The organism is Amycolatopsis eburnea (assembly GCF_003937945.1).
GTDB lineage: Bacteria > Actinomycetota > Actinomycetes > Mycobacteriales > Pseudonocardiaceae > Amycolatopsis > Amycolatopsis eburnea.
In genome coordinates, this window is the sequence record NZ_RSEC01000053.1 from 47453 (window position 1) to 72142 (window position 24690).

The window sequence follows — 24690 nt, forward strand, 5'->3', positions numbered from 1 at the left end:
CCTCCTGTCCCGGGCCGGGCTGCCGGCCCGTCACCCCTTAGTCAAGCACGCTCGCCGGGCGCCGGCTCAGTTCGCGCGCAGCACGGCGGCGCCGGTGACCCGGTCCGCGGCCAGGTCCGCCAGCGCGCGGTCCGCCTCCCGCAGCGCGTACGGCACCGTGCTGACGCTCAGGTGGTGTTCGCCCGCGAACGCGAGGAATTCCCTGGCGTCCGCCCGGGTGTTGGCCGTGACGCTGCGCACCTGCCGCTCCTGGAACAGGTGGCGCTGGTAGTTCAGCACCGGCACGTCGGACAGGTGGATCCCCGCGATGGCCAGCGTCCCGCCGCGATCGAGGGCGGCCAATGCGGGCGGGACGAGCGCGCCGGCCGGGGCGAACAGGATCGCCGCGTCGAGGAGCTCCGGCGCGGCGTCCCCGGCGGACGCGGCCCCCAGCGCGAGCGCGAGTTCACGCGCTTCGGCGCTGCGGGTCACGACGTGCACGGTGGCGCCGCGGGCGATCGCCACCTGGGCCGTCAGGTGCGCGCTGCCACCGAAACCGTAGATCCCGAGCCGGCCGCCCTCGGGCAGTTCCGCCCGCGCGAGCGCGTGGTACCCGATCAGCCCGGCGCACAGCAGCGGCGCGAGCTCGTCGTCGGAATAGCCACCCGGCAACGGAAGCGCGTACGCCGACGGCACCACGGCGAACTCGGCGTACCCGCCATCGGCGTCCCACCCGGTGTAGCGCGACTCCGGGCACAGGTTTTCCCGCCCACGCAGGCAGAAGCGGCACCGCCCGCAGGTCTCGCGCAGCCAGGCGATCCCGACCCGGTCCCCGGCGTTGAACGCGGTGACGCCGGCCCCGGCGGCGACCACCTCGCCGACGACCTCGTGCCCGGGCGTCACCCCGGGCCGGTGCACGGGCAGGTCGCCTTCGGCCACGTGCAGATCGGTCCGGCACACGCCGCACACCAGCACCCGCACCAGCAGCTCCCCCGCCGCAGGGCGGGGTACCGGCACCCGCGCCCAGTCCAGGGGCCGCGAGGCCATCGGCCCGGGCCGGGTGACGCGCCAGGCGCCCATGTCCGCCGTCGGGTTCACGACGCACCCTCCTCGATCGGTCGCGGAACCCCAGCATGCCGCACGGGACACGGCTCGTCTCGCACGCCGGCCGCGATGTCGTGAAAGGGTCGTTCACCTCGCCAGACGACATGAACGACCCTTTCATGGCATCCCCCGCCGGGCGCCCCGAGCATCCACTGTGGACAGAAACCGGACCACCGGGATCACTGGTCCGGGCGGCGAAAGGGCACCGTCGAGGGCCGTCAGTACCCGACCCGCCCCACCGGGTGTTGACCGGCCCCCCACCGCGTACCTACGGTCCGGTCACTCTGTCCGGCGGACGCGCGGCGGCCTGCCCCGCGAACCCCGGCCTTCCCGAGGAGGTGCCATGCTGTCGAGGCGTACCTTCGTCACCGCGGGCCTGGTCGCCGCGGCGAGCGCGCCGCTGTGGTCCGCCGCCACCGCGCCGCGTGCCCGGGCCGCCGCAGCCCTGCCGTTGACGCTGAAGAACAATTCGGGCAGCGGCACCGTCTACGCCTACATCAGCGGCGCCGACACCTCGGGCCGACCCGGGTTCGTCACCGCCGACGGCCGGTTCCACGCGCTGGCCAACCCGTCCGCGCCGGTGACGCCGATCCCGGACTACGCCATCCCGCTCGGCGGCTCGGGTTCCCAGCTCACGGTGACCCTGACCGACTACCTCATCGGCGGCCGCGTCTGGTTCTCGGTCGACAAGAAGATCCAGTTCTTCGTCAACCCGGGCCCCGGCCTCGTGCAGCCCGGCTTCACCAGCTCGGACCCGAACTGGCAGACGAACTGGACGTTCGCCGAGTTCACCTACAACAGCGCGAACCTCTACGCGAACATCAGCTACGTCGACATGGTCGCGCTCCCGGTGTCGATGGCCACCACCGGCGCGGCGGGCGCGCAGTCGGTCAGCCCGCTGCCCAGCGGCGCGCTCGGGAGCATCGCGGACGGGCTGCGCGCCCAGCACAACGCCGACGGCGCGCCGTGGGACCGCCTCGTCGTCACCGACGGTTCCGGCAAGGTGGTGCGGGTGCTCGCGCCGGGCCACTCCCCCGTCGACTTCGGCGGCTACTGGACCAACTACCTCAACGCCGTGTGGGACCACTACCGCTCGACGCCGCTGACGATCAACGGCCAGGGCGGGATCGGCTCCTACACCGGCACGGTCAGCGGCGACGCGATCGTGTTCGCCGGCCTGAACACCAACGGCGTGCCGTTCACCAAGCCGAGCGCCGCCGACATCTTCGGCTGCGCGAGCGGGCCGCTCTACAACTCCGGCGCGGACGCGCGCGGCGCGGTCGCCGCCCGCCTCGCCGCGGCGCTGAACCGCAGCAGCCTGCTGGTGTCCGGCGGCAACAACCAGCCCGACGGCGTCGCGCCGGCCAACTACTACAAGGACGCCACCACCAACCACTACGCGCGCCTGGTGCACCAGTACGCGTCGATCGGCTACGCCTTCCCGTACGACGACGTGGGCCCGACCGGCGCCCAGCCCGTCGACGGCCACCTGCAGGACCCGGCGCCGACGTCGTGGACGGTAGCGCTGGGCCCGGGTGCGGGTGGCGGCACGACCCCGCCGGGCAGCGGCGGCACGAGCGCGTACTCGACCATCCAGGCGGAGGCCTACAACGCCCAGAGCGGCACGCAGAACGAGTCGTGCAGCGAGGGCGGCGTCGACGTCGGCTGGATCGCGAACGGCGACTGGCTGAAGTACGCCCGCGTCGACTTCGGCTCGAGCTCGCCGAACCAGTTCGTCGCCCGCCTCGCCTCCGGCGCGGCCGCCGGCGTCAGCGGCGCGATCAAGGCCCGGCTGGACAGCGTCACGGGCCCGGTCCTGGCCGAGATCGACTTCGCGAACAACGGCGGCTGGCAGAACTGGCAGACGGTGCCCGCCAACATCGTCAGCGCGGCCACCGGGGTGCACGACCTGTACCTGACGTTCTCCGGCAGCACGTCGGACTTCGTCAACATCAACTGGTTCACGTTCACCCGGTAGCGCGGACGTCCGCGCTCAGTGAGCCACCTCCACGTCGAGCCCCATCAGCCGGACCGTCCGGCGGCGGCGCACCCACCCGCGGACCGGGGCCGCGTCCGGCAGTTCCGCCAGGAACGCCTTGCGCTGCGCCGAAGTCGCCGCGCGCCAGCGCATCGCCAGCACCGGGCGGACCGGGGCGATGAAGCCGCGGACCCGTTCGTGCGCGCCGGCGAGCCGGGCCTGGTAGTCCTGGTCGGGCCGGTAGGCGAGCTGCAGGTCGATCAGCGGGTCGGCGCCGCCCGCCTGGTGCCGGCAGCGGGAAAGCCGGCGGGCGAGCTCGTCGATCGCGACCTGCACCAGGCAGGGCATCTGGTCCTGCCAGCGGCCGAGCCGGGGCGCGTGCACCGTTGCCGCGGTCAGCTCGTCCGCCAGCACGATCAGCGCCCGGACCGCGGTGCCGGCCAGCTCGACGCGGATCCGCCGCCCGTTCGCGTCGACGAAGAAGTGCAGCACCCGGCCGGCCACCACGGCACCCGAGCGCAGCCCGACCCACTCCCCGACGGCGTCGGGTGAGGGGCAGGACGACACGAAGGTGAACGCCAGGTCGTCGCCGGCGAGGCTCATCGTCACGGGGAACAGGGAACCGAGGTCGCGCATGAACGCCGAGCCGATGACGAGCGCGGCGCGCGAGCCGCCTCCTCCGGTGTGTGCGCGGGTCACACCTGCAGGTCGGTTTCGATCCGTTTGAGGTAGTGGCGCGCCAGCGCCAGGTTCGCCCGCTCCCGGTCCAGCACCAGGTAGAGGAACAGCGAATTCCGCGAGGAGTTCAGCAACCGGATCAGGTGGTACTGGCGGTGCAACGTGATCAGCATGTCCTCGATGGTGTCGTTGAGCGACAACGAGGACATGACGCGCAGTTTCGACCGGACGACCTCGGTGTTGCCCGCGGCGGCGACGTCGAGGTCGAGCCACTCGCCGCCGCCGCTGGTGCCGAGCGACATCCCGCTTTCGTAGTCGACGAGCGCGACGCCGACGGCGCCGGCGATGGACATGGCTTCCTTGAGGGCGGTGTCGATGTTCATCATCATGCTGCTTCCTTCCATTGTGCGCTTCTCCGCTACGCGGCCAGGATCGCGCCGATGCGCTCGATGACGGGCCGGGCCTCGAACAGCAGGCGCCCGACGTTGAGTCCCTTGTCCCCCAGCACGACCATCAGCGCCAGCCGCCCCACGGCGTGGACGGCCATGTACCCCTCGCTGCCGAACACGACGGTCTGGGCGAGCGTGCCCTTCCCGGTCAGTTCGGCCGCCTGGCGCGCGATCCCCAGGTCGGCCGCGGCGAGTGCGGAGATCTTCGCCGGATCGAGGTGGTCGTCCGCGTCGGCGATGATCGGTATCCCGTCGACCGCGGCGAGCACGGTGCCGGTCACGCCGGCGACGTTTTCCCGGAGTTCGCGCAGCTGGCCGGCCAACGCTTCGAAATCCAAAAGTCATTTCTTTCTGGGTAATCAGCCATTCGGGTTTCTTTCGCCGGGGGACCCTACCGTTTCCGCTACTGCGCGCCAATAAGTACGCCAACGCTCGCAGCACTACTACACGATCGAGTGAACCGAGACCGCGTTCGTAACAGAATTGCGTAACCAACGGAAAGCCGCGGTCATTGATCACCGGAACCGGGGAACCGAGGTTCACCATTCTCGGACGGCCGCGTGAAATGCCGCGACGCGGCCACGCCGGGACAGCGGGCGATCAGCGGCGCCGACGGCCGCCGTCCCGCGCCACCGCCGTCCGGCCGCCCGGCACCGAGGCCCCGCCACCCTCCGCGACGGAGCCCGAAGTCCCTACGGCAGCGCGAAACCCAGTTCCCGCCCGCGCTCCCGCAGCTCCGCCCGCGTGTCGGGGTGCGCGACCCGCTCGACGATCTGCCGGGCCTGGTCCCCGGCGTCGTGCCCCCAGATCGCCGCGACGCCCTGCTCGCTCACGAAGAAGCTGTGCTGGAACGAAGTCACCGGCCCGGCCAGCCGCGGCACCACGGTCGAGACGTCCGCCTTGGGGTGCCACGACGGGAGCGCGATGATCGCCCGCCCGCCCGGGGAGTGCAGGGCGCCGACCACGAAGTCCGTCTGGCCGCCGAAGCCCGAATGGATCGCGCCGCGGACCCGGCTCGCGTTGGCCTGCGCGTACAGGTCGACCTCCAGCGCGCTGTTCACCGACACCAGCCGGCGCTGGCGGGCGATCACCGCGGGGTCGTTCGTCTTTTCCGTGCGCAGCAACCGCACCCGCGGGTTGCGGTCGACCCATTCGTACAGCTCCGCGCTGCCGAACACGAAGGACGCCGTCACCGGCTCGGCCGGGTCGAGGGCGCCCGCGCGGTCGAGCGCGAGGACGCCGTCGCTGAACATCTCCGACCACACCGCGAGCCCGCGGCGGCCGGTCAGCGCGGCCAGCGTCGCGTCCGGGATCCCACCGATGCCCAGCTGCAGCGTCGCGCCGTCGGCGACCAGGCCGGCCACCCGCTCGCCGATCTCCCGGGCCGTGCCGCCCAGCGGCCGCGGCACCGGCGACCTGAGCGGTTCTTCGACCTCGAGCGCGTAGTCGATCTCGTCGAGCGGCAGCACGCCGTCGCCGTGCGTGAACGGCATGTGCGGGTTCACCTGCGCGAGCACCAGGCCGCCGCGGGCACGGGCGGCTTCGATCGCCGCGGGCAGGATGTTGACCTCGGTGCCCAGCGACACCACGCCGCCGACCGGCACCGAGGTGTGCACCAGCACGACGTCGGGCGGCAGCGCCTGCTTGAGCAGCTGCGGCACCAGCGACAGCCGGGACGGGAAGTAGCGCAGCCCGGCGCGGCCGCGCATCCCCGGCCCGACGAACGGGGTTTCGAGCACCACCCCCGGCCGGTCCGGCAGGCCGTCCTGCGCGTTCAGCGCGAACAGCCGGTACTCCGCGAGCGCCGCGTCGACGACGGCCAGCGCCCGCGCGGGCGTCGCGAAGTTCCCACTGACCACGACCCGCGGCACCGGCGTGGGCACGCCCGCCAGCACCGCGCCCAGCTGCTCTTCCGAGAGAACCCGCATGCCGCCATCCGATCATGGTCCGCGCGTCGGCCCGGCACCGGCACCGCTTTTCCGCGAACGCGGTCCTGCCCCGGCACCGGCGACATCGACCGCAACCTCACCCTGGAAGCCGCGCCCGGCCACCCGGCGCGGCGTCCTCGAACGGGCGGCGGCCGGTTCGCGATCCACCACTGGGCGGGGTGAATCCTTTCGGCGGGACGCGCCCTCTTATGGGTGTCGTCGTCGAACCGGGAGGGAGTGCCGGATGGGGTGGGTCAGCGAGCAGCTCGTGGAGGCCGCGCAAGGGGGTGACCTCGAGTCGCTCACCGCGGTGGTGCACGGGGCGCACCCGCACGTGCGGCGCTTCGCCGACCACCTCTGCGCGTCGCCGCAGGACGCCGAGGACGCGGCCCAGGAGGCGCTGCTCGTCCTCTACCGCAAGATCGGCTCCCTGCGCGCGACGGCGGCGCTCGCCTCGTGGATGTTCCGGATCGTCCGGAACGAGTGCCTGCGCCGCGCCCGACGGGTCCTCGACACCGGTGCCGAACCCGATCCCGGGCTCACGGAATCGGCCGAGGACGAAGCGCTGAAGCGGCTCGAAGCCGAGCGCGTCGCACGGGCGATCCAGGCCCTGCCGGACGTCCAGCGCCGCGTGCTCGTGATGCGCGACGTCCTGGGCCAACCGGGACGGGCGGTCGCGGATGCGCTCGGGCTCAGCACGGCGGCGATGAAGTCCCACCTGCACCGGGCCCGGACCGCGGTCCGGGCCCGGCTGTGACCTCGAAAGGACAGCACGTGCTCGAACCCGGAACCCCCGTCCCGCCCCTGGACCTCGAAGACACCGCGGGGCGCGCCGTCGACCTCGGCGGCCACGCGGTCCTGCTCTACTTCGTGCGCTCGACGACCTGCCCGGTCTGCCGCCGGCACGTCCGCGACCTCGCGGCCGACGCGGAGACGCTCGCGGCCGACGGCGTCCGCGTCGTCATCGCGGTCCCCGAAGACCGCGAGACGGCGGCCGCGTGGCGCGCGAAGCACGACGTCCCGTTCCCGGTCGTCACCGGCCGCCACGGCACGCCCCACGAGGCGGTCGGCCTCGGCAAGGCGGTGTTCGGCGCGCTGCAGCGGTCGGGCAGCGTCCTCGTCGACGCCGACGGCGTCGTCCGCCACGCCCACAGCGCGACCCTCCCGACCGGCAGCTACGACAAACCGGGCATCGCGGCGGCCGTCGCGGCCCTGCGGACCCGGGCTTAGCGCAGCGGCTCAGCACCGGACCCGAGCGCCCCAATGTGGCGTTGGTTGCGTCAGACGCACCCAATGTGGCGTTCGGTGCGTCTGACGCACCGAACGCCACATTGGGGCGCTTGAGCGGAACCGGACCCGGGCTTAGCGCAGCGGCTCGAGCGCCTTCGCCAGCGGCTCGAGCACCGCCGGGGTGTGCGGCGGCGGCAGGTACACGATCGCCAGGTCCAAGCCCACCTCGCCGAGTGCCTCCGCCTCGGCGGCGACCTTCGCGAAGTCGCCGTCGGGGCCGAGGCGGACGTGCGAGGACAGCGTGATCTCGGCCGGGTCGCGTCCGAGGTCCGCGCAGTGGGCGTGCAGGACGTCACGCTTGCGGGCGAATTCTTCGGGGGTGCCGCCGACGAAGTTCCAGTGCTGGGCGTACTTCGCCGTCGTGCGCAGCGTCCGCTTCTCCCCACTGCCGCCGATGCAGATCGGCGGGTGCGGCGTCTGCACGGCCTTCGGCTCGCAGCGGGCGTCGGTGAGCTGGTAGTGCTTGCCCTGGAACGTCGTGGTCTCCTGCGTCAGCAGCCCGACGAGGACCTCGCACGCCTCCTCGAACCGGTCGCTGCGCTCCTTGACCGTGCCCAGCTCCATGCCGTACGCACCCGACTCCTCCTCGTTCCAGCCCGCGCCGATGCCGATCTCGAGCCGGCCGCCGGAGACGATGTCGAGCGTCGCGGCCATGTTCGCCAGCAGCGCGGGGTGGCGGTAGTGGATGCCGCTGACCAGGGTGCCCACCCGGAGCCGCTTCGTCGCCTGCGCGAGCGCGGTCAGCGTCACCCAGCCTTCGAGGCACGGCCCGGTCGGGTCCGAGAAGATCGGGTAGAAGTGGTCGAACGTCCAGCCGGATTCGAACAGCTCGATCTCGTCGGCGGCCTGCCACACGGCGAGCATGTCCGCCCATTCGGTGTTCTGGGGCGAGGTCTTGATGGCGAATCGCATGATCTTCATCGTAAGCCTGGAGCTCCTCCAGCACGGTCGGAGTTTTTGTCGGTGGTGCCCGGTAACGTCCTCCCCGTGAACGCTCAGGAACGCATCCAGGAACTCGCCGACCGCGTCGTGGCGCTGCGCGACGCCTACTACCGGGGTTCGCCGCTGGTGGCGGACGCGGAGTACGACGCGGTCGAGGACGAGCTGCGGGGCCTGATCGAGGCGCACCCGGAACTGGCGCCCGACCCGAACCCGCTGGAGCAGGTCGGCGCGCCCGCGGTGCTGCACGCGCCGATCCGGCACTCGCGCCCGATGCTGTCGCTGGAGAAGGCGACCAAGCCCGAGCAGGTCGCCGCGTTCTTCGACCGCTTCCCCGGCCAGCCGGTCGTGGTCATGCCGAAGCTGGACGGCCTTTCGCTGGCCGTCGTCTACGAAAACGGCAGGCTGGCGCGCGCGGTCACCCGCGGCGACGGCACAACGGGTGACGACGTCACGGTGCTGGTGCGCGCGCTGACCGACGGCATCCCCGATCGGGTGGATGCGCCCGGCCGGGTCGAGGTCCGCGGCGAGGCCGTCATGCTGCGGTCGACGTTCGCCGCGTACAACACCGCGCACCCGGACAAGCCGCTGATCAACCCGCGCAACGCGGCCGCCGGCACGCTGCGCGCCAAGGATCCCGCGACGGTCGCCGAGCGGCGGCTGCGGTTCTTCGCCTTCGACCTGCACACCGACCCCGACAGCGCGGCCACCGACCTCGAGCGCGCGCTGGTGGCGCTCGGGTTCACCGCGGCCGACATGCGCCACTGCGCGGACGCGGAAGCCGCGCAGGCCGCCATCACCACCATCGAGCAGCAGCGCAACGAGCTGGACTACGACCTCGACGGCGCCGTGCTGCGGCTGGCGGATCGGGACGCGTACGCCGCGGCCGGCACCCGGTCGAGCTCGCCGCGCGGCGCCCTGGCGTTCAAGTTCGCCGCCGAGGAGAAGACCACCGTGCTGGCCGATGTGGTCTGGGACGTCGGCAAGACCGGCAAGATCGCGCCGGTGGCCTGGCTGGAGCCGGTGTTCGTGGGCGGCACCACGGTCACCCGCGCGACACTGGCCAACCAGGAGGTGATCCGCGCCCGCGGCATCAAAATCGGCGACACCGTGCTGGTGCGCCGCGCCGGGGACGTCATCCCGTTCGTCGCCGGCGTGCTCGACGCGTCGAAGCGCACGGGCGCCGAGCGGGAGATCGTCCCGCCGGACGCCTGCCCGTCGTGCGGGCAGCCGCTGACCGAGCAGGGCAACAGCCGCGAACTGTTCTGCACCAACGTTTCCTGCCCCGCGCAGACCGTGCGCCGGCTGATCCACTGGGCGTCGCGGGCGGCGGCGGACATCGACGCCATCGGCGGGGTGTGGATCGAACGCCTGGCGGAGGCGGGAATCCTGGAGCACCCGTCGGACTTCTACGCGCTGACCAAGGAAAAGCTGCTGGAGTTCGACCGCGTCGGCGAGGTCTCGGCCACGCGGATGATCGAGTCGATCGACCGGAGCCGCGCGGTCGGCCTCCGCCGCGCGCTGATCGGGCTGGCGATCCCGATGGCGTCCGAAGGCACCGCGGCCCGCCTGTGCCGCGCGGGTTTCGGCTCGCTGGAAGACGTCGCGGACGCGGGCGAGGAAGGGCTCGTGGCGGTCGAGGACATCGGCCCGAAGGTGGCGGCGTCCCTGATCGAGCACCTCACCCGGCTGCGTCCCGAACTCGAACGGCTGAGGAAAGCGGGCGTCTCGCTGGACGTCCGCGAAGAGGACCTGCCGCCGGTGGTCGCGGCCGGCGCGCCCTTGGCGGGCAAGACGGTCGTGGTGACGGGCGCGATCAGCGACCCGCGTTCGGGCGAGAAGGTGCCCCGGCCGACGTTCCAGCGGCACTGCGAAAAGGCGGGCGCCACAACGGCTTCGTCGGTTTCGGCGAGCACGGACTTCCTCATCACCGGCGCCGACGTCGGGGCCAGCAAGCTGACGAAGGCGGAGAAACTCGGCGTCGAGGTCGTCGACCAGAGCGTCATCTGGGAGCAGCTGATCGGGGCGGGGATCGTGTAGCCGGGGGGTGGTCACCCGTCCGTGGCGGGCCGGGTGGGACGACACTGGGTGGGTCCATCGCCGCGTTCGGGAGGGAACCACCGATGACGACCGACCCGCTGTTCGCCCGCCAGCTCGCCGTGCACGAGTTCCTCCTCGCGCGCGGCTGGCACCTCGCGGGCGGGCGCGACCCGGGCCGCGACCGCTTCGCCGACGACCCCACCGCCGGCTGGCACTACCCCGCCAGCTTCGGCGGGCAGCACATCAACGAGGTCGCGACGACGACCCCGGTCCGCCTCCAGAGCTACTTCACGTTCGACGACAGCGGCACCGAGGTTTTCGCCGTGGTCGCGGCGGGCAACCTGCACGCCAACGGCTGCCCCGTCCACGACACGGCCGAGCGGTTCGTCCCCTTGACGCCGGACGGCGAGGCCGACCTCGACCGCATCGCGAGCCAGCTCGACGAACTCGAACCCGAGGCGGCCGCCCTCGACCCCCGCGCGGTGATCGAGTGCCTGTACTTCGGCCCCTGCCCGCGCTGACCGGTCATCGCCGCCACCTGCGCCGCTCGGCGCCGGTGTACGCGCGCAGCAAGGCCGGCCGCTCCCGCGGTTCGCTGCCGCGCAGCGTCAGCGCCAGGCCGATGAGCCACGTCAGTGCCGAAACCGCGGGCACGGCGGCCGCGGCCAGCCCGACGTAGAGCACGTTGTGCGGCATGGGCGTTCTCCCCTCGTCCGGTGATCCACCCCGACCATGGCCCGGGCCGCCGTCGCCCGGGAAGGGGACTTGCCACAAGAGGGACACGTCCTGACGAACCCGGTACAGTGCGTGCCAGGATTTGCCGGAGACGGGGAGGAAACCGGGTGCCGGACCCGTCGGCCGGGCCGCTCGAGCGGCTGTGCACCGAGCTGCGGGTGCTGCGCCGGAGCTCCGGCGATCCGAGCCTGCGGACCATCGCGAAAGCGACCGGCGCGTCCCACACCACGATCGGGAACCTGCTGAACGGCACGAGCTGCCCGTCGTGGGAGGTGGTGTCCCGGATCGTCGGGCACCTCGGCGGCGACCCGGTCCGGTTCAAGAAGCTCTGGGTGGCGGTCCGCGACCTGAGCGACCCCCTGCCCGAGGCGGACGGCACCGGCGAAGAGCCCGTGCCGCGGCCGCTGATGAAACTGGACCGCTCGGTCGGCCCGCGCTCGGAGGTGCTGTGGATCTACGACCCGAACCTCGCCCGGCAGGTGCTCGAATCCTTCTTCCCCGCCTCGGAGGGCACCGATGACTGAGCCGGCCGACGCGGCCGCCCTGGTGGACGCGGCCCTGCGCCGGGCCGGGGCGGGCGAGCGCGACGAGGCGCTGCGGCTGGCCGCCGAAGGCGCGCGCGCCTGCCTCGACGCGGCCGAACGGCTCGGCGGCGCGGGCCGCGTCGAGCCCGGCCTGCTGGTCACCCTGGGCATCGCGCTGCGGCTCGAACACGCCTACGGCGGCGAGCTCGCGAACCTCGAAGACGCCGTCGAGGCGCTCCGGGCGGGCGCCGCGGTCGTCACCGACCGGCCGCGGCGCGCGGCACTGCGGTCCGAACTCGGCGGCGCCCTGCTCATGTGGTTCCGCCTGCACGACGACCCGGCAGCGCTCGCCGAGGCGGTCGAGACCCTGCGCGACGCCCTCGGCGACCTGCCCGCGGAGTCCCCGCAGCGCCCGCAGGTGCTGTCCCAGCTCGCCGCCGCCCTGGTGGCGACGTACGAGCGTTCGGCCGAGCCGGCCGGTCTCGAAGAGGCGCTGGCCGTCCTGCGCCAGGCGATCGACGCCGCGCCCCCGGCCGCCCCGAACGACGAGGCGCTGGCCAACCTGGGCGCGCTCCTGCTGACCTGGGCGGGCTACCGCGACGACGTCACCAGCGCCACCGAAGCGATCGACGTCCTCCGCCGGGCCGCGGCCCGCATCCCCGCCGACCGGCCGCAGCGCGCCCGGGTCCTGGCGAACCTCTCGGCCGCCCACCGGCTGCGCCACGAACGGGGCGGCGACCCGGCCGACCTCGACCAGGCGGTGTCCTTCGCCGGGGAAGCCCTCGCGGGAACACCGGAAGGCACACCGGAACACGCGGCCGTCGCCGCCGGCTACGACGCGGTCCTGCGCGCCCGGCACGAACTGTCCGGCGAGGCACCCGGCCGCCCGGCACCGCGGGCCCGCCCGGAGATCGTCGACGTCCTGCTCGCGACGGCCGACGACGACCTCGCCACCGCGATGACCGCCGCCCTCACCCGCTCCGGTTTCACAGTCCGGCGAGCGTCGTCCGGCGAAGACCTGTGCAACTCGCTCGACGACGCACGCGTGGTGGTGCTCGACAACCCGTACCTCTCCCCCGACGAGGCCGTCACGCTGCGGCAGCGCCGGACCGCCACCCCCCTCATCTTCCTCGTCGCCGACACAGTCGACGACCGCGTCCGCGCGCTGGCGCAAGGCGCGGACGACTACCTTGTCAAGCCCTTCGACGTGGCGGAACTACTGGCCCGCGTCCACGCCGTCGGCCGCCGAGCGGACCGAACAGCGACCCGGGGGACAATCGGCGTCCTGCGATTCGGCGAGGTCGAACTCGACCTCGACCGCCACGAGGCCCGCGTCGCCGGCCAGCCGGTTCCCCTGTCCCGCAAGGAGTTCGCCATCCTCGCCCTCCTGGCCCGCAAGCCGGGCCAGACGCTGTCCCGCGCGGAAATCCTCGCCGACGTCTGGGGCACCGCCGAGATGGCCACATCCCGCTCGCTCGACGTCCGCATGGCGACGCTGCGCGCGAAGCTGGGACGCCCCCAGCTCATCCAGTCGGTCCGCGGGATCGGATACCGGCTGTCACCCGACTACTGATGGCTAGCCAACAACCGCAATCCCGGCAGCCGGCAACGCAAGCCGACCACGACGTCACCAGACCTCCCCCGCCCTCCTCCCCAGCCTTCCTTTCAGCCGACGGCCGGGTTTGTCAAGGCACGCTTTCCCGCCTTGACAAACCCGGGCGGCGGCTGAAAATCCAACCGGAGGGCGGGGGAGGTCGGACCCGCTTCCTTGCGCGGGGCAGAAAAGAATGTCCTCACCGGACGGGCAGGCTCCGGGATGACCACGGGTTTCGCGGCCATCTCCCGTCTGAGACGTGGGCCGCTGGGTGGTCATCCCGCCGCCTGATCGAGGCCTATCACTTTGAGCCGGGCCCGCAAGCTTGCGTAGTTCTCTCACGTTGGTATGCCGGTTGCGGGCCCGGCTCAAAGTGATTTGACGGCCTCAGGCGACGGGATGACCACCCGGCTCCTTGGTGTTCGACCGGTGCGCGTTGCGTAGGCCGTCCATCAAGAGGTTCAGCAGGCGGGCCGCTTTGGCTTCGTGCTCGGGGCGGGGGGCTACCGTGAAGATTCCGATCAGGGACGCTGCGATGTCCTCCGCGCTGACGTCGGCGCGGAGGTCGCCTGCCTCGTTTCCGGCTTCCAGGAGTTCGGTGATGGCCGCCAGTAGCTCCGTGCGGGTTTGGGCGTGGGCGATCTCGCCGGACTCGATCATGGCCAGCAGCGTGTCGAGCATGCCGTTCTTGGTCGCGATCCAGTCGCCGAACAGGTCCATCCAGCGGCGCATCGCCGCAGCCGGCGGCAGCCGGCCGAGGAGCTCGCGGGCGCCTGTTGTCAGCCGCTCGACCTGGTCGCGGTAGACCGCGTCGACCAGGGACTCGCGGGTCGGGAAGTGGCGGTAGAGCGTGGCGATGCCGACGCCGGCCTCGCGGGCGATCGCTCGCATCGAGGGCTCGGTGTCCGCTGCCGCGAACATGCGGGTGGCCACTGCGAGCAGCTGGTCGCGGTTGCGGGTCGCGTCCGCGCGCATCGGCGCCTCGGTCAAAACGGATCACGCTCCGGTTGTGTTAGGGTCAGATAAACGGAGCATAGTCCGTTTCGAGTCCGGAGGAGACAGGTGATGCAGGAGCACAGGAGCAGGGCCGTCCGGCTCGACGCGTTCGGCGGGCCCGAAGTCCTGGACGTCCGGGAAGTGCCCGCGCCGCAAGCCGGCCCGGGGCAGGTTCGGGTGCGGGTGACCGCGGCCGGGCTCAACCCGATGGACTGGATCATGACCGCCGACGCCGACACTGCCGCCCGGTTCGGGCTGAGCCTGCCGGCGGGGTTCGGGACCGACTACGCGGGCGTCGTCGACCAGGTCGGTGCCGGGGTGACCGGGTTCGCGGCCGGGGACCGGGTGTTCGGGAGCGCGCTGTCCCGCGCGGCCGCCGACTTCGTGGTGGCCGACGCGGCTGGGGAGGTCGCGGCCAACGAGGCCTACCGCACGCCCGACGGCGTCGACGATCGCACCGCCGCCACCCTCGCGATCGCGGGGCGCACGGCGTCCGCCGCCCTCGCCGCGGTCGGGCCGGGCCCGGACGACACGGTGCTGATCGGCGGGGCGGCCGGTGGGGTCGGGGTGTTCGCCGTGCAGCTGGCGCGGATCGCCGGGGCGCGGGTGATCGGGACCGGGTCGGCGGGGTCGGCCGGTTACCTCCGCGAACTGGGAGCCGAGCCGGTCGTGTACGGCGACGGCCTGGCCGACCGGGTCCGAGCCCTCGGCGGTGTCACCGCTGCCGTCGACCTGCACGGGGTGGAAACCGTGCACGTCGCGAGGGAACTCGGCGTTCCGGACGGTCGCATCTGCACCATCGCCACGCAGGTCGACGGCGTGACGGCGGCCAACGGGGCCAACGCTCCTTCCGGTGCGCTGCCGGAGATCGCCCGGCTGGTCGCGGCCGGCCGGCTGCGGGTGCCCATCGCGGCGGGGTTCCCGATCGAGCAGATCCGGCGCGCGGTCGAGCTCCAGGCCGGCCGGCACGTGCGGGGCAAGGTCGTCATCGATCTCCAGCTCGACCCGGCCGGCGCGGGCCCGTCGCTATGATCTGCGCGTGGCTGCACCCCACCGGGGATTCCTCCCGCGTATCGCCAAAAAAGCAACCGCTTAGTAGGCTCGCGGGCAACGAGCCCGTTTCTCAACGACGAGGAGGTCCCCCGTGACCGATTCCCCTTCCCGTGTCGCCGTGGTCACCGGTGCCGGCCGCGGCATCGGCGCCGCCGTGGCCGCGCGGCTGGCCGACGACGGTTTCGCCGTCGCGCTGCTGGACCTGGACGAGGCCGGTGTCAAGCAGGGCGCCGAGGCGATCGTCGCGAAGGGTGGCAAGGCCGTCGGTGTCGCGCTGGACGTCAGTGACGCCGAGCAGGTCGAGGCGGCCGTCAGCCGGGTGGCCGACGAGCTCGGCCCGCCCGTCGTGCTGATCAACAACGCCGGGATCACCCGCGACAACCTGATCTTCAAGATGACCGAGCAGGACTGGGATTCCGTGCTCGGCGTGCACCTCAAGGGCTCCTTCCTGATGACCCGCGCGGTGCAGAAGTACATGACGCAGGAGAAGTACGGCCGGATCGTCAACCTGTCGAGCACGTCGGCGCTGGGCAACCGCGGCCAGGTCAACTACTCCGCGGCGAAGGCCGGCATGCAGGGCTTCACCAAGACGCTCGCCATCGAGCTGGGCAAGTTCAACGTCACCGCGAACGCGATCGCGCCGGGCTTCATCGCCACCGACATGACCGCGGCGACCGCCGAACGGCTCGGCATGAGCTTCGAGGACTTCAAGGCCGCGGCCGCGTCGCAGATCCCGGTGCAGCGCGTCGGCACGCCGGACGACATCGCCAACCTGGCGTCGTTCCTGGTCAGCGAGGGGGCCGGGTTCGTGTCCGGCCAGGTCATCTACGTCGCCGGCGGACCGAAGGACTGAGCAGCGTGCGCGAATTCGACAACCTCGACGCCTTCGCCGCCGCGGTCGGCGAGCACCTCGGGTACAGCGAGTGGCTGACGGTCACCCAGGAGCGGGTCAACCAGTTCGCCGACGCCACCGACGACCACCAGTGGATCCACGTCGACGAGCCGATGGCGGCCGCGGGCCCATTCGGCGGCACCATCGCCCACGGCTTCCTGACGCTGTCGCTGCTCTCGGCGTTCGGCCCGAAGATCTACAAGGTCAACGGCATCAAGATGGGCATCAACTACGGCCTCAACAAGGTCCGCTTCCCGCAGCCGGTGAAGGTCGGCTCGAAGGTGCGCGCCGGGGCCGAGCTGGTGGAGGTCACCGACATCCCGGGCGGCAAGCAGGCGGTGTCGAAGTGGACGGTCGAGATCGACGGCGAAGCGAAGCCCGCGTGCGTCGCCGAATGGGTGACGCGGTTCCTCGCCTGACCCGCCGCTTTCACGTGAAAGCTACGCTTTGCGCCACAAAGCGGCGCTTTCACGTGAAAGTGACGCTTCCCGCTGGTCTCTGTACGTCATACCGACTAGTCGGTATGCTCCCTTCGACGAAGAGGAGACTGCATGAACCCGACCGATCCGCCGGGCCTCGACCTGGGCCGCCTGCGCGCCCACCTGGACGAGCACCGGCCCGGCCTGGTCACCGGGGAGCTGACCGCGGACGTCGTGGAGGGCGGCCGGTCGAACCTCACCTACGTGGTCGGCGACGGCCGGTCGCGCTGGGTGGTGCGCCGCCCGCCGCTCGGGCACGTGCTGCCCACCGCGCACGACATGACCCGCGAGTTCCGGGTCATCTCCGGCCTGCGCGACACCGCCGTGCCGGTGCCCGAAGCGATCCTGCTCTGCGAGGACGCGGACGTCATCGGGGCGCAGTTCTACGTCATGAGCTTCGTCGAGGGCACGCCCTACCGGACCGCGGACGAGCTGGCGCGGCTCGGCGAAGACCGCACCCGGGTGATCGCCGACGCGCTGGTCGACACGCTCGTCGACCTGCACGCCGTCGACCCGGCCGCGGCCGGGCTCGGCGACTTCGGCCGCCCGGAAGGCTTCCTCGAGCGGCAGCTGCGGCGGTGGAAGAAGCAGCTCGACGCCTCGCGCAGCCGCGACCTCGAGGGCATCGAGGAACTGCACGACCGGCTCGCCGCGGCGGTGCCGGTGTCCGGGAAGCCGTCGATCATCCACGGCGACTACCGCCTGGACAACGTCCTGGTCGACAAGCATGACAGGATCTCCGCGGTGCTCGACTGGGAGATGTCGACGCTGGGCGACCCGCTGACCGACCTCGCGCTGCTGGTGGCCTACGCCGAGCGCGACAAGGTGTCGCTGCAGTTCGTCTCCAACGCCAGCTCCGCGCCCGGCTACCCGTCGACCGACGAGGTCGTTCAGCGCTACGCCGAACGTTCGGGGCGGGACGTCTCGCAGCTGAACTGGTACGTCAGCTTCGCGTTCTTCAAGCTGGCCGTGATCCTGGAAGGCATCCACTACCGCTACACGCAGGGCAAGACGGTCGGCGCGGGCTTCGAAGGCGTCGGGGCCGGTGTCCCGCTGCTCATCTCGCACGGCAACGAGATTCTCAAAGAGGAGAAGTAAATGGACTTCGCGTTCGACGAGAAGACCGAGGAGCTGCGCGGGAAGCTCCTCGAGTTCATGGACTCGCACATCTACCCCGCCGAGCCGGTGTTCGAGCGGCAGCTCGCCGAACGCGACGACCCGTGGGCCATCCCGCCGGTCGTCGAGGAGCTGAAGGCCGAGGCCCGCAAGCGCGGCCTGTGGAACTTCTTCCTCCCCGGCGACCACGGCGCGGGCCTGACGAACCTCCAGTACGCGCCGCTGGCGGAGATCACCGGCCGCAGCATCCGGCTCGCCCCGACCGCGCTCAACTGCGCGGCGCCGGACACCGGGAACATGGAAGTGCTGGCCATGTTCGGCAACGACGACCAGAAGAAGCAGTGGCTGGAACCGTTGCTGAACGGCGAAATCCGCTCCGCGTTCGCGATGACCGAGCCGGACGTCGCCTCCTCCGACGCCCGCAACATCGAGACCGCGATCCGGCGCGACGGCGACGAATACGTCATCAACGGCCGCAAGTGGTACATCTCCGGCGCGATGAACCCCGCGTGCCAGATCTTCATCGTGATGGGCAAGACCGACCCGGACGCCGCGCCGCACAAGCAGCAGAGCATGATCCTGGTCCCCCGCGACACCCCGGGCCTGACGGTCAAGCGCGGCATGCACGTCTTCGGCTACGACGACAGCGACCACGGCGGCCACGCCGAGGTGCTGTTCGAAGACGTCCGCGTGCCGGTCGAGAACCTCATCGCCGGTGAGGGCGACGGGTTCGCCATCGCCCAGGCCCGGCTCGGGCCGGGCCGGATCCACCACTGCATGCGCGCCATCGGCATGGCCGAGCGGGCGCTGGAACTGATGTGCCGGCGCGCCATCTCGCGCGAGGCGTTCGGCAAGCCGATCGCGCAGCAGGGCGTCGTGCAGGACTGGATCGCCGAGTCGCGCGTGAAGATCGAGCAGCAGCGGCTGCTGGTGCTCAAGACCGCGTGGCTGATGGACACCGTCGGCAACCAGGGCGCGCACACCGAGATCCAGGCGATCAAGATCTCGACGCCGATCACCGTCGAATGGATCCTCGACAAGGCCGTGCAGGTGCACGGCGCGGGCGGCGTCAGCCAGGACTTCCCGCTGGCCGCCATGTGGGCCGGGAACCGCACCCTGCGCCTGGCCGACGGGCCGGACGAGGTCCACAAGCGGTCCCTGGCCCGGCGTGAGCTGAAGAAGTACCTCTCGGAGGGCGCGAAGTGACTGTCACCGCCGAAGACCTGACCCGCCAGGCGACCGAGTTCCTCGCCGCGCACGACCCCGCGTCGACCGACCGCCTGGAGTTCCTGCGGGCCCGGTTCGACGCCGGGCTCGCGTGGATCCACTTCCCCGCCGGCCTGGGCGGGCAGAACGCGCCGCGCGCCCTGCAGTCCGTTGTGGACGGTGTGTTCGCGGACGCCGGCGCCCCGGACAACAACCCGCGCCGGATCGGCATCGGCCTCGGCATGGCCGCGCCGACCATCCTCGCCTTCGGCACGCCGGAGCAGCGCGAGCGCTACCTGCGTCCACTGTGGACCGGCGAGGAGGTGTGGTGCCAGCTGTTCTCCGAGCCCGGCGCCGGCTCCGACCTGGCCGCGCTGGGCACCCGCGCCGTCCGCGACGGCGACGACTGGATCGTCACCGGCCAGAAGGTGTGGACGTCGGGCGCGCACGAGTCGCAGTGGGCGATCCTGGTGACGCGCACCGACCCGGACGTGCCGAAGCACCAGGGCATGACGTACTTCCTGTGCGACATGACCGCGCCCGGCGTCGAGGTCCGGCCGCTGCGCCAGATCACCGGTGAGGCCGAGTTCAACGAGGTCTTCCTGACCGAGGTCCGGATCCCGGACAGCCGGCGCCTCGGCGCGGTCGGCGAGGGCTGGAAGGTCGCGCAGACGACGCTGATGAACGAGCGCGTCGCGATCGGCGGGCACGTCCAGCCGCGCGAGGGCGGGCTGATCGGGATCGTCGCGAAGACGTGGCGCGAGCGGCCGGAGCTGCGCACGCCGGAGCTGCGCGACCGGCTGGTGCAGCGCTGGGTCGAGGCGGAAACGCTGCGGCTGGCCGGAACCCGGCTCCGCCAGCAGCTGACGGCGGGCGCGCCCGGGCCCGAGGGTTCGGCCATGAAGGTCGCGTTCTCCGAGCTGAACCAGGCGCTCACCGGCCTCGAGGTCGAGCTGCTCGGTGAAGAAGGCCTGACCTACGACGACTGGTCGTTCCGCCGCCCGGCGATCGTGGACTTCACCGGCCGCGAAGCCGGTTACCGCTACCTGCGCGCGAAGGGCAACTCCATCGAGGGCGGCACCTCGGAGGTCCTGCGCAACATCATCGCCGAGCGCGTGCTGGGGCTGCCCTCGGAGCCGCGTGTCGACAAGGACGTCGCCTGGAAGGACCTCCCCCGATGACTGACCTGCTGTATTCGGACGTCGAGGAAGACCTGCGCGCTTCGGTCCGGGACCTGCTGAAGGACAAGGCTTCGGCCGAGGCCCTGCTCGCGCGCGTCGAGACGGCCGAGGGCTACGACCTCAAGCTGTGGCGCACGCTGGCCGAGGAGGTCGGCGTGGCCGGGCTCGCGGTACCCGAGGAGCTGGGCGGCCACGGCGCGTCGGCCCGGGAGGTCGCCGTCGTGGCCGAGGAGCTGGGCCGCAGCGTGGCGCCGGTGCCGTTCCTGGGCAGCGTCGTGCTGGCGACGACGGCGCTGGTGGCCGTCGGTGCCCGCGACTTCGTCGGCAAGCTGGCGGCGGGGCAGGCGATCGGCGCGCTGGCCGTCCCGCTGACGACGGCGCCGGGCGCGGGCTTCCCGTCGTCGGTGACCGCGTCGCCCGAAGGCAAGTTGAGCGGGCGGGTGGGGACCGTCGCCGACGCGTCGGTGGCGGACCTGCTGGTCGTCCCGGCCGCGGGGCCGGACGGACCCGCGCTGTACGTCGTCTCCGCGGCGGACGCGACGGTGTCGGAGCTGATCTCGTTCGACCTGACCCGGCGCGTGGCCGACGTGTCGCTTTCGGACGCGCCGGCCGAGCTGGTCGCGTCCGGTCCCGAAGCGGCCGCGGCGCTGGAGCAGGCCCTGCTGTTCGGCGCGGGCATCCTCGCCTCGGAGCAGACGGGGGTCGCCGAGTGGGCCCTCACCGAAACGGTGGCGTACCTCAAGGGCCGCTACCAGTTCGGCCGCCCGGTCGGCGGGTTCCAGTCGCTGAAGCACCGGCTGGCGAACCTGTACACGGACCTGGTCCTCGCCCGCGCGGCGGCCCGCAACGCGGCGGACGCACTGGCCACGGCCACCGACGTGCCGATCTCGGTCGCCGTCGCCCAGGCCCGCAACGCGCCGATCGCGGTGCGCGCCGTCGAGGAGGCGATCCAGCTGCACGGCGGCATCGGGATGACGTGGGAGCACCCGGCGCACCTGTACCTGAAGCGCGCCAAGGCCGACGAACTCGCGCTGGGCACGCCCGGCAAGCACCGCGCCCGCCTGGCGGACCTGGTGAACCTTCCCGCCTGACCCCAGAATGCCGTTAAGGCCACCTTACGGGCGTCTGACGCCCGTAAGGTGGCCTTAACGGCGTGGTAGAAACGGGCTGACCGATTTCCGCCGTTCCCCGGGAGCGCGATGACCACCAGCCCGGCCGGCTCGGTGGAATCCCAGCTCCACGCTTCGGTCACCCAGTTCGCCGGCCCGGCCCGCGCCGTCGCGACCGGGATCATCGGCGTCTTCGGCGTCGTCGCCACCCCCGGCGGCGCGCTCCCGCTGGCGTTCGCGCTGCTCGCGGTGACGTTCGGCGCGGGTGTCGCCGACGTCCTGGCGGGGCCGCGCACGTCGTTCGCGCTGTCGGTGCTGCGGGCGGGGGCGGTGTGCGCCGCTCAGCCGTGGCTCACGCCGGTGCCCGGCGAGGCGAGCCAGTGGGCACTCAACGTCCTGACGATCACCGCGATCACGTGGCAGTGGGAGCACCCGCCGCGGCTCACCGCGCCGGCGCTGGTGGCGCTTCTCGTCACCATCGCGGGGGTCGGTCCGTGGCTGCCGGTGGTGGCGCGGGTGGTCGTGGAGACGGTGCTCGCGCGCCTGGCGTACGTGCTCCTGGCCCGCGCGGCCGCCCGGACGGACGCCGCCCGCGCCGAACAGGCGGCGGTCGAGCAGGCGGCGGCCCTCAGCCGCGACCGCCGTCGCCGCGAGCGGGAGTACCTGGCGCTGCTGCACGACACGGCATCGGCCACGTTCCTGGCGGTCGCCTCGGGCGCCACGACCGACCCGGCGGCGGTCGCCGGTTACGCGGCCCACGACCTGGCCATCCTCACCGGCGCCGAAGGCCCGGTCGACCTCGAAGCCGGGCTGCGGATGGTGTCGACGGGGCGGACGCTGCCGGTCGTCGCGGAGTGGGAGCCGGTCCCGCAAGTCCCGGCTTCGGCAGCACTCGCGCTGGTGCGGGCGGCGGAGGAGGCTTTGCGCAACGCCGAACGCCACTCGGGCGCGGAGTCGGTGACGCTGCGGCTGGCCCCGGTGCCGGGTGGGGTCTCGGTGACGGTGGCGGACGGGGGCGTCGGCTTCGAGCCGGCGGAGGTGCCGTTGTCCCGCCGAGGCGTGCGGGGCTCGGTGGTGGAGCGGATGCGCGCGGCGGGCGGTACGGCGGAAGTGGCGTCACGGCCTGGGGCGGGGACGACGGTGACGCTGCGGTGGTCGGCCGAGGAACCGGCGGCGCCGAGGCGGGCGCATGCCTGACACACCAGCCGAACCGCTCCAGCCGACGGCCGCCGCCCCACCGCAACGGCCTCACGCCGCACCGCCGGCCGAGCCGGCCGCCGCCGGTCCACAGCGGCACTCCGCCGAACCAGCGGCCGAGCCGGCGACCACCGCCGCGCCGAGACTGCTCCCCGCCGAACCGGCGGACCAGCCCGCGGCCACCGCCACGCCACCACGGCAGCCTGCCGAACCGCCGGCCGAGCCAGCTACCCGGCCCGCTTCACTACGGCAGCCCCACGCCAAACCACTCCCGCCGACCACCGCCCCACCGCAACAGCCCCACGCCAAACCACTGCCGCCAACCGCCGCCGCCCCACCACGGCAACCCCACGCCAAACCACTCCCGCCAACCGCCGCCGCCCCACCACGGCAACCCCACGCCAAACCACTCCCGCCAACCGCCGCCGCCCCACCGCAGCAACCCCACGCCGCGCCGGCCACCCCCGCAGCACCGCAGCCACTCCCCGCCGAACCCGCTGTCCGGCTCGCCGCGGCCGTCCGGGTCGTGCTGCTCGGTGTCACCGCCGTCATCCAGCCCGTGCTCAGCCTCGCTCCCCTCCTCCACCACCAAGCCGCCTACCGCCCGGCCCTCGCCGAGAACCTCGCCTTCGTCGTTCTCGCCGCCGTCACCGCCACCTGTGGCTGGTGGGTGCTGCGCCGCAAGCCGCTCCCGCTCGCCGTCTCCGTCGTCGGCACCCTGGTCGTGATCAGCGCCTCCGTCGTGGCGACCGCCGCCCTTCCGCCCGGTTCCTTCTTCCGCGAGCCGCACTGGTCGTTCGGGCTCGTCGGCTGGCACCTGCTGGTGCTGCTCGCCGGCCGGATGCCCGCGTTGCTGGGCGCGCTCGCCGTGCACACCGCCGCCGGTGTTGCCCAGTTCCTGCTCGCCGGGCCCGTCGCGCGGACCGAACTCGGGGACGCCGCCATCGTGGTGTTCGGGGTGACCGTCTTCCAGCTCGCCGTCGCCGGGCTGATCGAGCTGCTCGACCGGCGGGCGGGGGAAGCCGCCGCCGCGGGGGCCGAGCGGGAGCGGCTCGCCACCCGGGCCGCCGTCGCCGCGCAGGCCGGGTACGCGCTGCGGACCGGGTTCGCCGAGCAGCTCGGGGCCACCCTGCCGCTGCTGGCCGGGCTCGCCGACGGGACTGTCGATCCCCGCACCGCCGAAGCCCGCGCCCGGTGCGCGCTCGCCGCCGCGCAGTTGCGGCGGCTCTTCGCGGAGAACGACGACGTGCCCGATCCGCTCGTGCACGAAGTCACGGCCTGCCTCGACGTCGCCGAGCGGCGCGGGGTGGCGGTCGCGCTCGCCGTCAGCGGCGATCCCGTGGACGTGCCTGCTCCGGTGCGCCGCGAACTGACCGGGCCCGTGCTCGCCGCGCTGACCGCCGCCCGGACGCGGGCGCGGGTGAGCGTCCTGCGCACGCCCGAGCTCGTCCGCGTCGCGGTCGTCGCGGACGGTTCCGCCGAAATCGAGGGATCGGCAGCGGTCCCCGTCGCGTCCCACTCCCGGGACGGACAGACCTGGATGGAGGCGCGGTGGCGACCCGAGTGACGGCCGTCGTGGTCGACGACCACCCGGCGGTGCGCGCCGGCGTGGCGTACTGGCTGGCCGCCGGCGACCCGCCGATCGACGTCGTCGCGGACGGCGAGGACGTCAAGGCCGCCTGGCTGGGCGCGGGCGCGACCGCCGACGTGGTCATCTTCGACCTGCACCTCGGCGGCCCCGCGCCGGCGTTCGGCGACCTGCGGCGGCTCGCCGAGGCCGGGCGCCGGGTCGTCGTCTACTCGATGCGCGCGGACGACGACGTCGCGCTGCAGTGCCTCGAACTCGGCGCGCTCTGCTACCTGACCAAGGCCGAAGGCGCCGATCACCTGGTGGAGGCGACGCGGGCCGCGGCGCAGGACCGGTCCTACACACCGCCGTCGCTGGCCGGGGCGCTCGCCGGGGACCGGTCGGAGACGCGGCCCGCGCTCTCGGCGCGCGAGGCCGAGGTGCTCGTCGAGTGGTTCCAGTCCGAGTCGAAGGAGTTCGTCGCGCTCCGCCTCGGGATATCACCCAGCACGGTGAATTCGCACCTCGAACGGATCCGCGTCAAGTACGCACGCATCGGCAGGGAGGCGCCGACAAAGGCCGCGCTCGTCGCGCGTGCCATCCAGGACGGCCTCATCGGAGTCGATGATCTCTGAACCCCTCGTGTGGTACGAACA

At 72.7% G+C, this 24690-nt stretch carries 26 protein-coding genes; 17 read left to right on the forward strand and 9 right to left on the reverse strand.

Annotation, left to right across the window (positions count from 1 at the left end):
• Nucleotides 1–66: 66 nt before the first annotated feature.
• Nucleotides 67–1059 carry a zinc-binding alcohol dehydrogenase family protein gene (locus EIY87_RS23755; protein WP_125312235.1) on the reverse strand — a complete coding sequence of 331 codons (993 nt, stop codon included), beginning with the start codon at nucleotides 1057–1059 and terminating at the stop codon, nucleotides 67–69.
• Nucleotides 1060–1426: 367 nt separating this feature from the next.
• Between EIY87_RS23755 and EIY87_RS23760 the strand changes: the two genes are divergently transcribed.
• Nucleotides 1427–3061, forward strand: coding sequence for a beta-1,3-glucanase family protein (locus EIY87_RS23760; protein ID WP_125311908.1), 1635 nt, complete (start codon nucleotides 1427–1429; stop codon nucleotides 3059–3061).
• A 15-nt stretch (nucleotides 3062–3076) separates the two neighbouring features.
• On the opposite strand, the gene EIY87_RS23765 is transcribed toward EIY87_RS23760, so the two are convergent.
• From EIY87_RS23765 to EIY87_RS23780, 4 genes are all read right to left on the reverse strand, one after another.
• Nucleotides 3077–3760 (reverse strand): hypothetical protein, encoded by a 684-nt coding sequence (locus EIY87_RS23765; RefSeq protein ID WP_404800091.1) that lies wholly within the window; start codon nucleotides 3758–3760, stop codon nucleotides 3077–3079.
• A complete protein-coding gene (locus EIY87_RS23770; RefSeq protein ID WP_191984253.1) occupies nucleotides 3757–4122 on the reverse strand; it encodes a hypothetical protein in 366 nt (121 codons plus the stop codon). Before EIY87_RS23770 ends, EIY87_RS23765 begins: the two co-directional genes overlap by 4 nt.
• Before the next feature lie 35 nt (nucleotides 4123–4157).
• Nucleotides 4158–4526 (reverse strand): roadblock/LC7 domain-containing protein, encoded by a 369-nt coding sequence (locus EIY87_RS23775; protein ID WP_125311911.1) that lies wholly within the window; start codon nucleotides 4524–4526, stop codon nucleotides 4158–4160.
• Between the two features lie 354 nt (nucleotides 4527–4880).
• Nucleotides 4881–6116 (reverse strand): acetyl-CoA hydrolase/transferase family protein, encoded by a 1236-nt coding sequence (locus EIY87_RS23780; protein ID WP_125311913.1) that lies wholly within the window; start codon nucleotides 6114–6116, stop codon nucleotides 4881–4883.
• 244 nt (nucleotides 6117–6360) lie between these two features.
• Here EIY87_RS23780 and EIY87_RS23785 point away from each other — a divergent pair, with 244 nt between their 5' ends.
• On the forward strand, nucleotides 6361–6873 hold the full coding sequence (locus tag EIY87_RS23785) for an RNA polymerase sigma factor (protein WP_125311915.1): 513 nt from the start codon (nucleotides 6361–6363) through the stop codon (nucleotides 6871–6873).
• 17 nt (nucleotides 6874–6890) lie between these two features.
• A complete protein-coding gene (locus EIY87_RS23790; RefSeq protein WP_125311917.1) occupies nucleotides 6891–7346 on the forward strand; it encodes a peroxiredoxin family protein in 456 nt (151 codons plus the stop codon).
• 132 nt (nucleotides 7347–7478) lie between these two features.
• Here EIY87_RS23790 and EIY87_RS23795 read toward each other — a convergent pair whose 3' ends face one another.
• Entirely contained in the window at nucleotides 7479–8318 is an 840-nt protein-coding gene (locus EIY87_RS23795) for an LLM class F420-dependent oxidoreductase (protein ID WP_191984241.1), read from the reverse strand.
• 75 nt (nucleotides 8319–8393) lie between these two features.
• Between EIY87_RS23795 and ligA the strand changes: the two genes are divergently transcribed.
• Entirely contained in the window at nucleotides 8394–10385 is a 1992-nt protein-coding gene (gene ligA / locus EIY87_RS23800; protein ID WP_125311921.1) for an NAD-dependent DNA ligase LigA, read from the forward strand.
• Between the two features lie 83 nt (nucleotides 10386–10468).
• Entirely contained in the window at nucleotides 10469–10906 is a 438-nt protein-coding gene (locus tag EIY87_RS23805) for a hypothetical protein (protein ID WP_125311923.1), read from the forward strand.
• A gap of 4 nt (nucleotides 10907–10910) precedes the next feature.
• Here EIY87_RS23805 and EIY87_RS47720 read toward each other — a convergent pair whose 3' ends face one another.
• A complete protein-coding gene (locus tag EIY87_RS47720; RefSeq protein WP_158641345.1) occupies nucleotides 10911–11081 on the reverse strand; it encodes a hypothetical protein in 171 nt (56 codons plus the stop codon).
• 146 nt (nucleotides 11082–11227) lie between these two features.
• Here EIY87_RS47720 and EIY87_RS23810 point away from each other — a divergent pair, with 146 nt between their 5' ends.
• Together EIY87_RS23810 and EIY87_RS48425 are read left to right on the forward strand one after the other, a co-directional pair.
• Nucleotides 11228–11644 carry a helix-turn-helix domain-containing protein gene (locus EIY87_RS23810; protein WP_125311925.1) on the forward strand — a complete coding sequence of 139 codons (417 nt, stop codon included), beginning with the start codon at nucleotides 11228–11230 and terminating at the stop codon, nucleotides 11642–11644.
• A complete protein-coding gene (locus EIY87_RS48425; RefSeq protein ID WP_225440006.1) occupies nucleotides 11637–13217 on the forward strand; it encodes a response regulator transcription factor in 1581 nt (526 codons plus the stop codon). The genes EIY87_RS23810 and EIY87_RS48425 overlap by 8 nt, the downstream gene beginning before the upstream one ends.
• Nucleotides 13218–13625: 408 nt before the next feature.
• Here EIY87_RS48425 and EIY87_RS23820 read toward each other — a convergent pair whose 3' ends face one another.
• Nucleotides 13626–14213, reverse strand: a complete 588-nt coding sequence (locus tag EIY87_RS23820; protein WP_125312242.1) for a TetR/AcrR family transcriptional regulator — start codon at nucleotides 14211–14213, stop codon at nucleotides 13626–13628.
• Between the two features lie 90 nt (nucleotides 14214–14303).
• On the opposite strand from EIY87_RS23820, the gene EIY87_RS23825 reads away from it, so the two are divergent.
• From EIY87_RS23825 to EIY87_RS23860, 8 genes are all read left to right on the forward strand, one after another.
• Entirely contained in the window at nucleotides 14304–15266 is a 963-nt protein-coding gene (locus tag EIY87_RS23825) for an NADP-dependent oxidoreductase (RefSeq protein WP_125311927.1), read from the forward strand.
• Between the two features lie 112 nt (nucleotides 15267–15378).
• Nucleotides 15379–16140, forward strand: a complete 762-nt coding sequence (gene fabG / locus EIY87_RS23830; RefSeq protein ID WP_125311930.1) for a 3-oxoacyl-ACP reductase FabG — start codon at nucleotides 15379–15381, stop codon at nucleotides 16138–16140.
• A 5-nt stretch (nucleotides 16141–16145) separates the two neighbouring features.
• Nucleotides 16146–16598, forward strand: a complete 453-nt coding sequence (locus EIY87_RS23835; protein WP_125311933.1) for a MaoC family dehydratase — start codon at nucleotides 16146–16148, stop codon at nucleotides 16596–16598.
• 132 nt (nucleotides 16599–16730) lie between these two features.
• A complete protein-coding gene (locus EIY87_RS23840; protein ID WP_125311935.1) occupies nucleotides 16731–17756 on the forward strand; it encodes a phosphotransferase family protein in 1026 nt (341 codons plus the stop codon).
• Nucleotides 17757–18980 (forward strand): acyl-CoA dehydrogenase family protein, encoded by a 1224-nt coding sequence (locus tag EIY87_RS23845; RefSeq protein WP_125311937.1) that lies wholly within the window; start codon nucleotides 17757–17759, stop codon nucleotides 18978–18980.
• On the forward strand, nucleotides 18977–20161 hold the full coding sequence (locus EIY87_RS23850; protein ID WP_125311939.1) for an acyl-CoA dehydrogenase family protein: 1185 nt from the start codon (nucleotides 18977–18979) through the stop codon (nucleotides 20159–20161). The genes EIY87_RS23845 and EIY87_RS23850 overlap by 4 nt, the downstream gene beginning before the upstream one ends.
• Nucleotides 20158–21252 (forward strand): acyl-CoA dehydrogenase family protein, encoded by a 1095-nt coding sequence (locus EIY87_RS23855; protein ID WP_125311941.1) that lies wholly within the window; start codon nucleotides 20158–20160, stop codon nucleotides 21250–21252. Before EIY87_RS23850 ends, EIY87_RS23855 begins: the two co-directional genes overlap by 4 nt.
• Before the next feature lie 108 nt (nucleotides 21253–21360).
• Complete coding sequence (locus EIY87_RS23860; protein ID WP_125311943.1) at nucleotides 21361–22467, forward strand: sensor histidine kinase; 1107 nt, start codon at nucleotides 21361–21363, stop codon at nucleotides 22465–22467.
• Nucleotides 22468–22518: 51 nt separating this feature from the next.
• Here the strand turns inward: EIY87_RS23860 and EIY87_RS47725 are convergent, their stop codons facing one another.
• Nucleotides 22519–22656, reverse strand: a complete 138-nt coding sequence (locus EIY87_RS47725) for a hypothetical protein (protein WP_158641346.1) — start codon at nucleotides 22654–22656, stop codon at nucleotides 22519–22521.
• A 337-nt stretch (nucleotides 22657–22993) separates the two neighbouring features.
• Between EIY87_RS47725 and EIY87_RS23870 the strand changes: the two genes are divergently transcribed.
• Nucleotides 22994–24034, forward strand: a complete 1041-nt coding sequence (locus EIY87_RS23870) for a hypothetical protein (protein ID WP_125311948.1) — start codon at nucleotides 22994–22996, stop codon at nucleotides 24032–24034.
• Entirely contained in the window at nucleotides 24019–24669 is a 651-nt protein-coding gene (locus EIY87_RS23875) for a response regulator transcription factor (protein ID WP_191984243.1), read from the forward strand. The genes EIY87_RS23870 and EIY87_RS23875 overlap by 16 nt, the downstream gene beginning before the upstream one ends.
• The last annotated feature ends 21 nt before the right edge of the window (nucleotides 24670–24690 follow it).

Excerpts from the sequence above, each read along its gene's own strand:
- EIY87_RS23860 (WP_125311943.1), top strand. The coding sequence starts at position 21,361 with ATGACCACCAGCCCGGCCGGCTCGGTGGAATCCCAGCTCCACGCTTCG.
- EIY87_RS23855 (WP_125311941.1), top strand. The coding sequence starts at position 20,158 with ATGACTGACCTGCTGTATTCGGACGTCGAGGAAGACCTGCGCGCTTCG.
- EIY87_RS23760 (WP_125311908.1), top strand. The coding sequence starts at position 1,427 with ATGCTGTCGAGGCGTACCTTCGTCACCGCGGGCCTGGTCGCCGCGGCG.
- EIY87_RS23780 (WP_125311913.1), bottom strand. The coding sequence starts at position 6,116 with ATGCGGGTTCTCTCGGAAGAGCAGCTGGGCGCGGTGCTGGCGGGCGTG.
- EIY87_RS23795 (WP_191984241.1), bottom strand. The coding sequence starts at position 8,318 with ATGCGATTCGCCATCAAGACCTCGCCCCAGAACACCGAATGGGCGGAC.
- EIY87_RS23805 (WP_125311923.1), top strand. The coding sequence starts at position 10,469 with ATGACGACCGACCCGCTGTTCGCCCGCCAGCTCGCCGTGCACGAGTTC.
- EIY87_RS23845 (WP_125311937.1), top strand. The coding sequence starts at position 17,757 with ATGGACTTCGCGTTCGACGAGAAGACCGAGGAGCTGCGCGGGAAGCTC.
- EIY87_RS47720 (WP_158641345.1), bottom strand. The coding sequence starts at position 11,081 with ATGCCGCACAACGTGCTCTACGTCGGGCTGGCCGCGGCCGCCGTGCCC.
- EIY87_RS23770 (WP_191984253.1), bottom strand. The coding sequence starts at position 4,122 with ATGAACATCGACACCGCCCTCAAGGAAGCCATGTCCATCGCCGGCGCC.
- EIY87_RS23755 (WP_125312235.1), bottom strand. The coding sequence starts at position 1,059 with ATGGGCGCCTGGCGCGTCACCCGGCCCGGGCCGATGGCCTCGCGGCCC.
- EIY87_RS23785 (WP_125311915.1), top strand. The coding sequence starts at position 6,361 with ATGGGGTGGGTCAGCGAGCAGCTCGTGGAGGCCGCGCAAGGGGGTGAC.
- EIY87_RS23840 (WP_125311935.1), top strand. The coding sequence starts at position 16,731 with ATGAACCCGACCGATCCGCCGGGCCTCGACCTGGGCCGCCTGCGCGCC.
- EIY87_RS23820 (WP_125312242.1), bottom strand. The coding sequence starts at position 14,213 with ATGCGCGCGGACGCGACCCGCAACCGCGACCAGCTGCTCGCAGTGGCC.
- EIY87_RS48425 (WP_225440006.1), top strand. The coding sequence starts at position 11,637 with ATGACTGAGCCGGCCGACGCGGCCGCCCTGGTGGACGCGGCCCTGCGC.
- EIY87_RS23825 (WP_125311927.1), top strand. The coding sequence starts at position 14,304 with ATGCAGGAGCACAGGAGCAGGGCCGTCCGGCTCGACGCGTTCGGCGGG.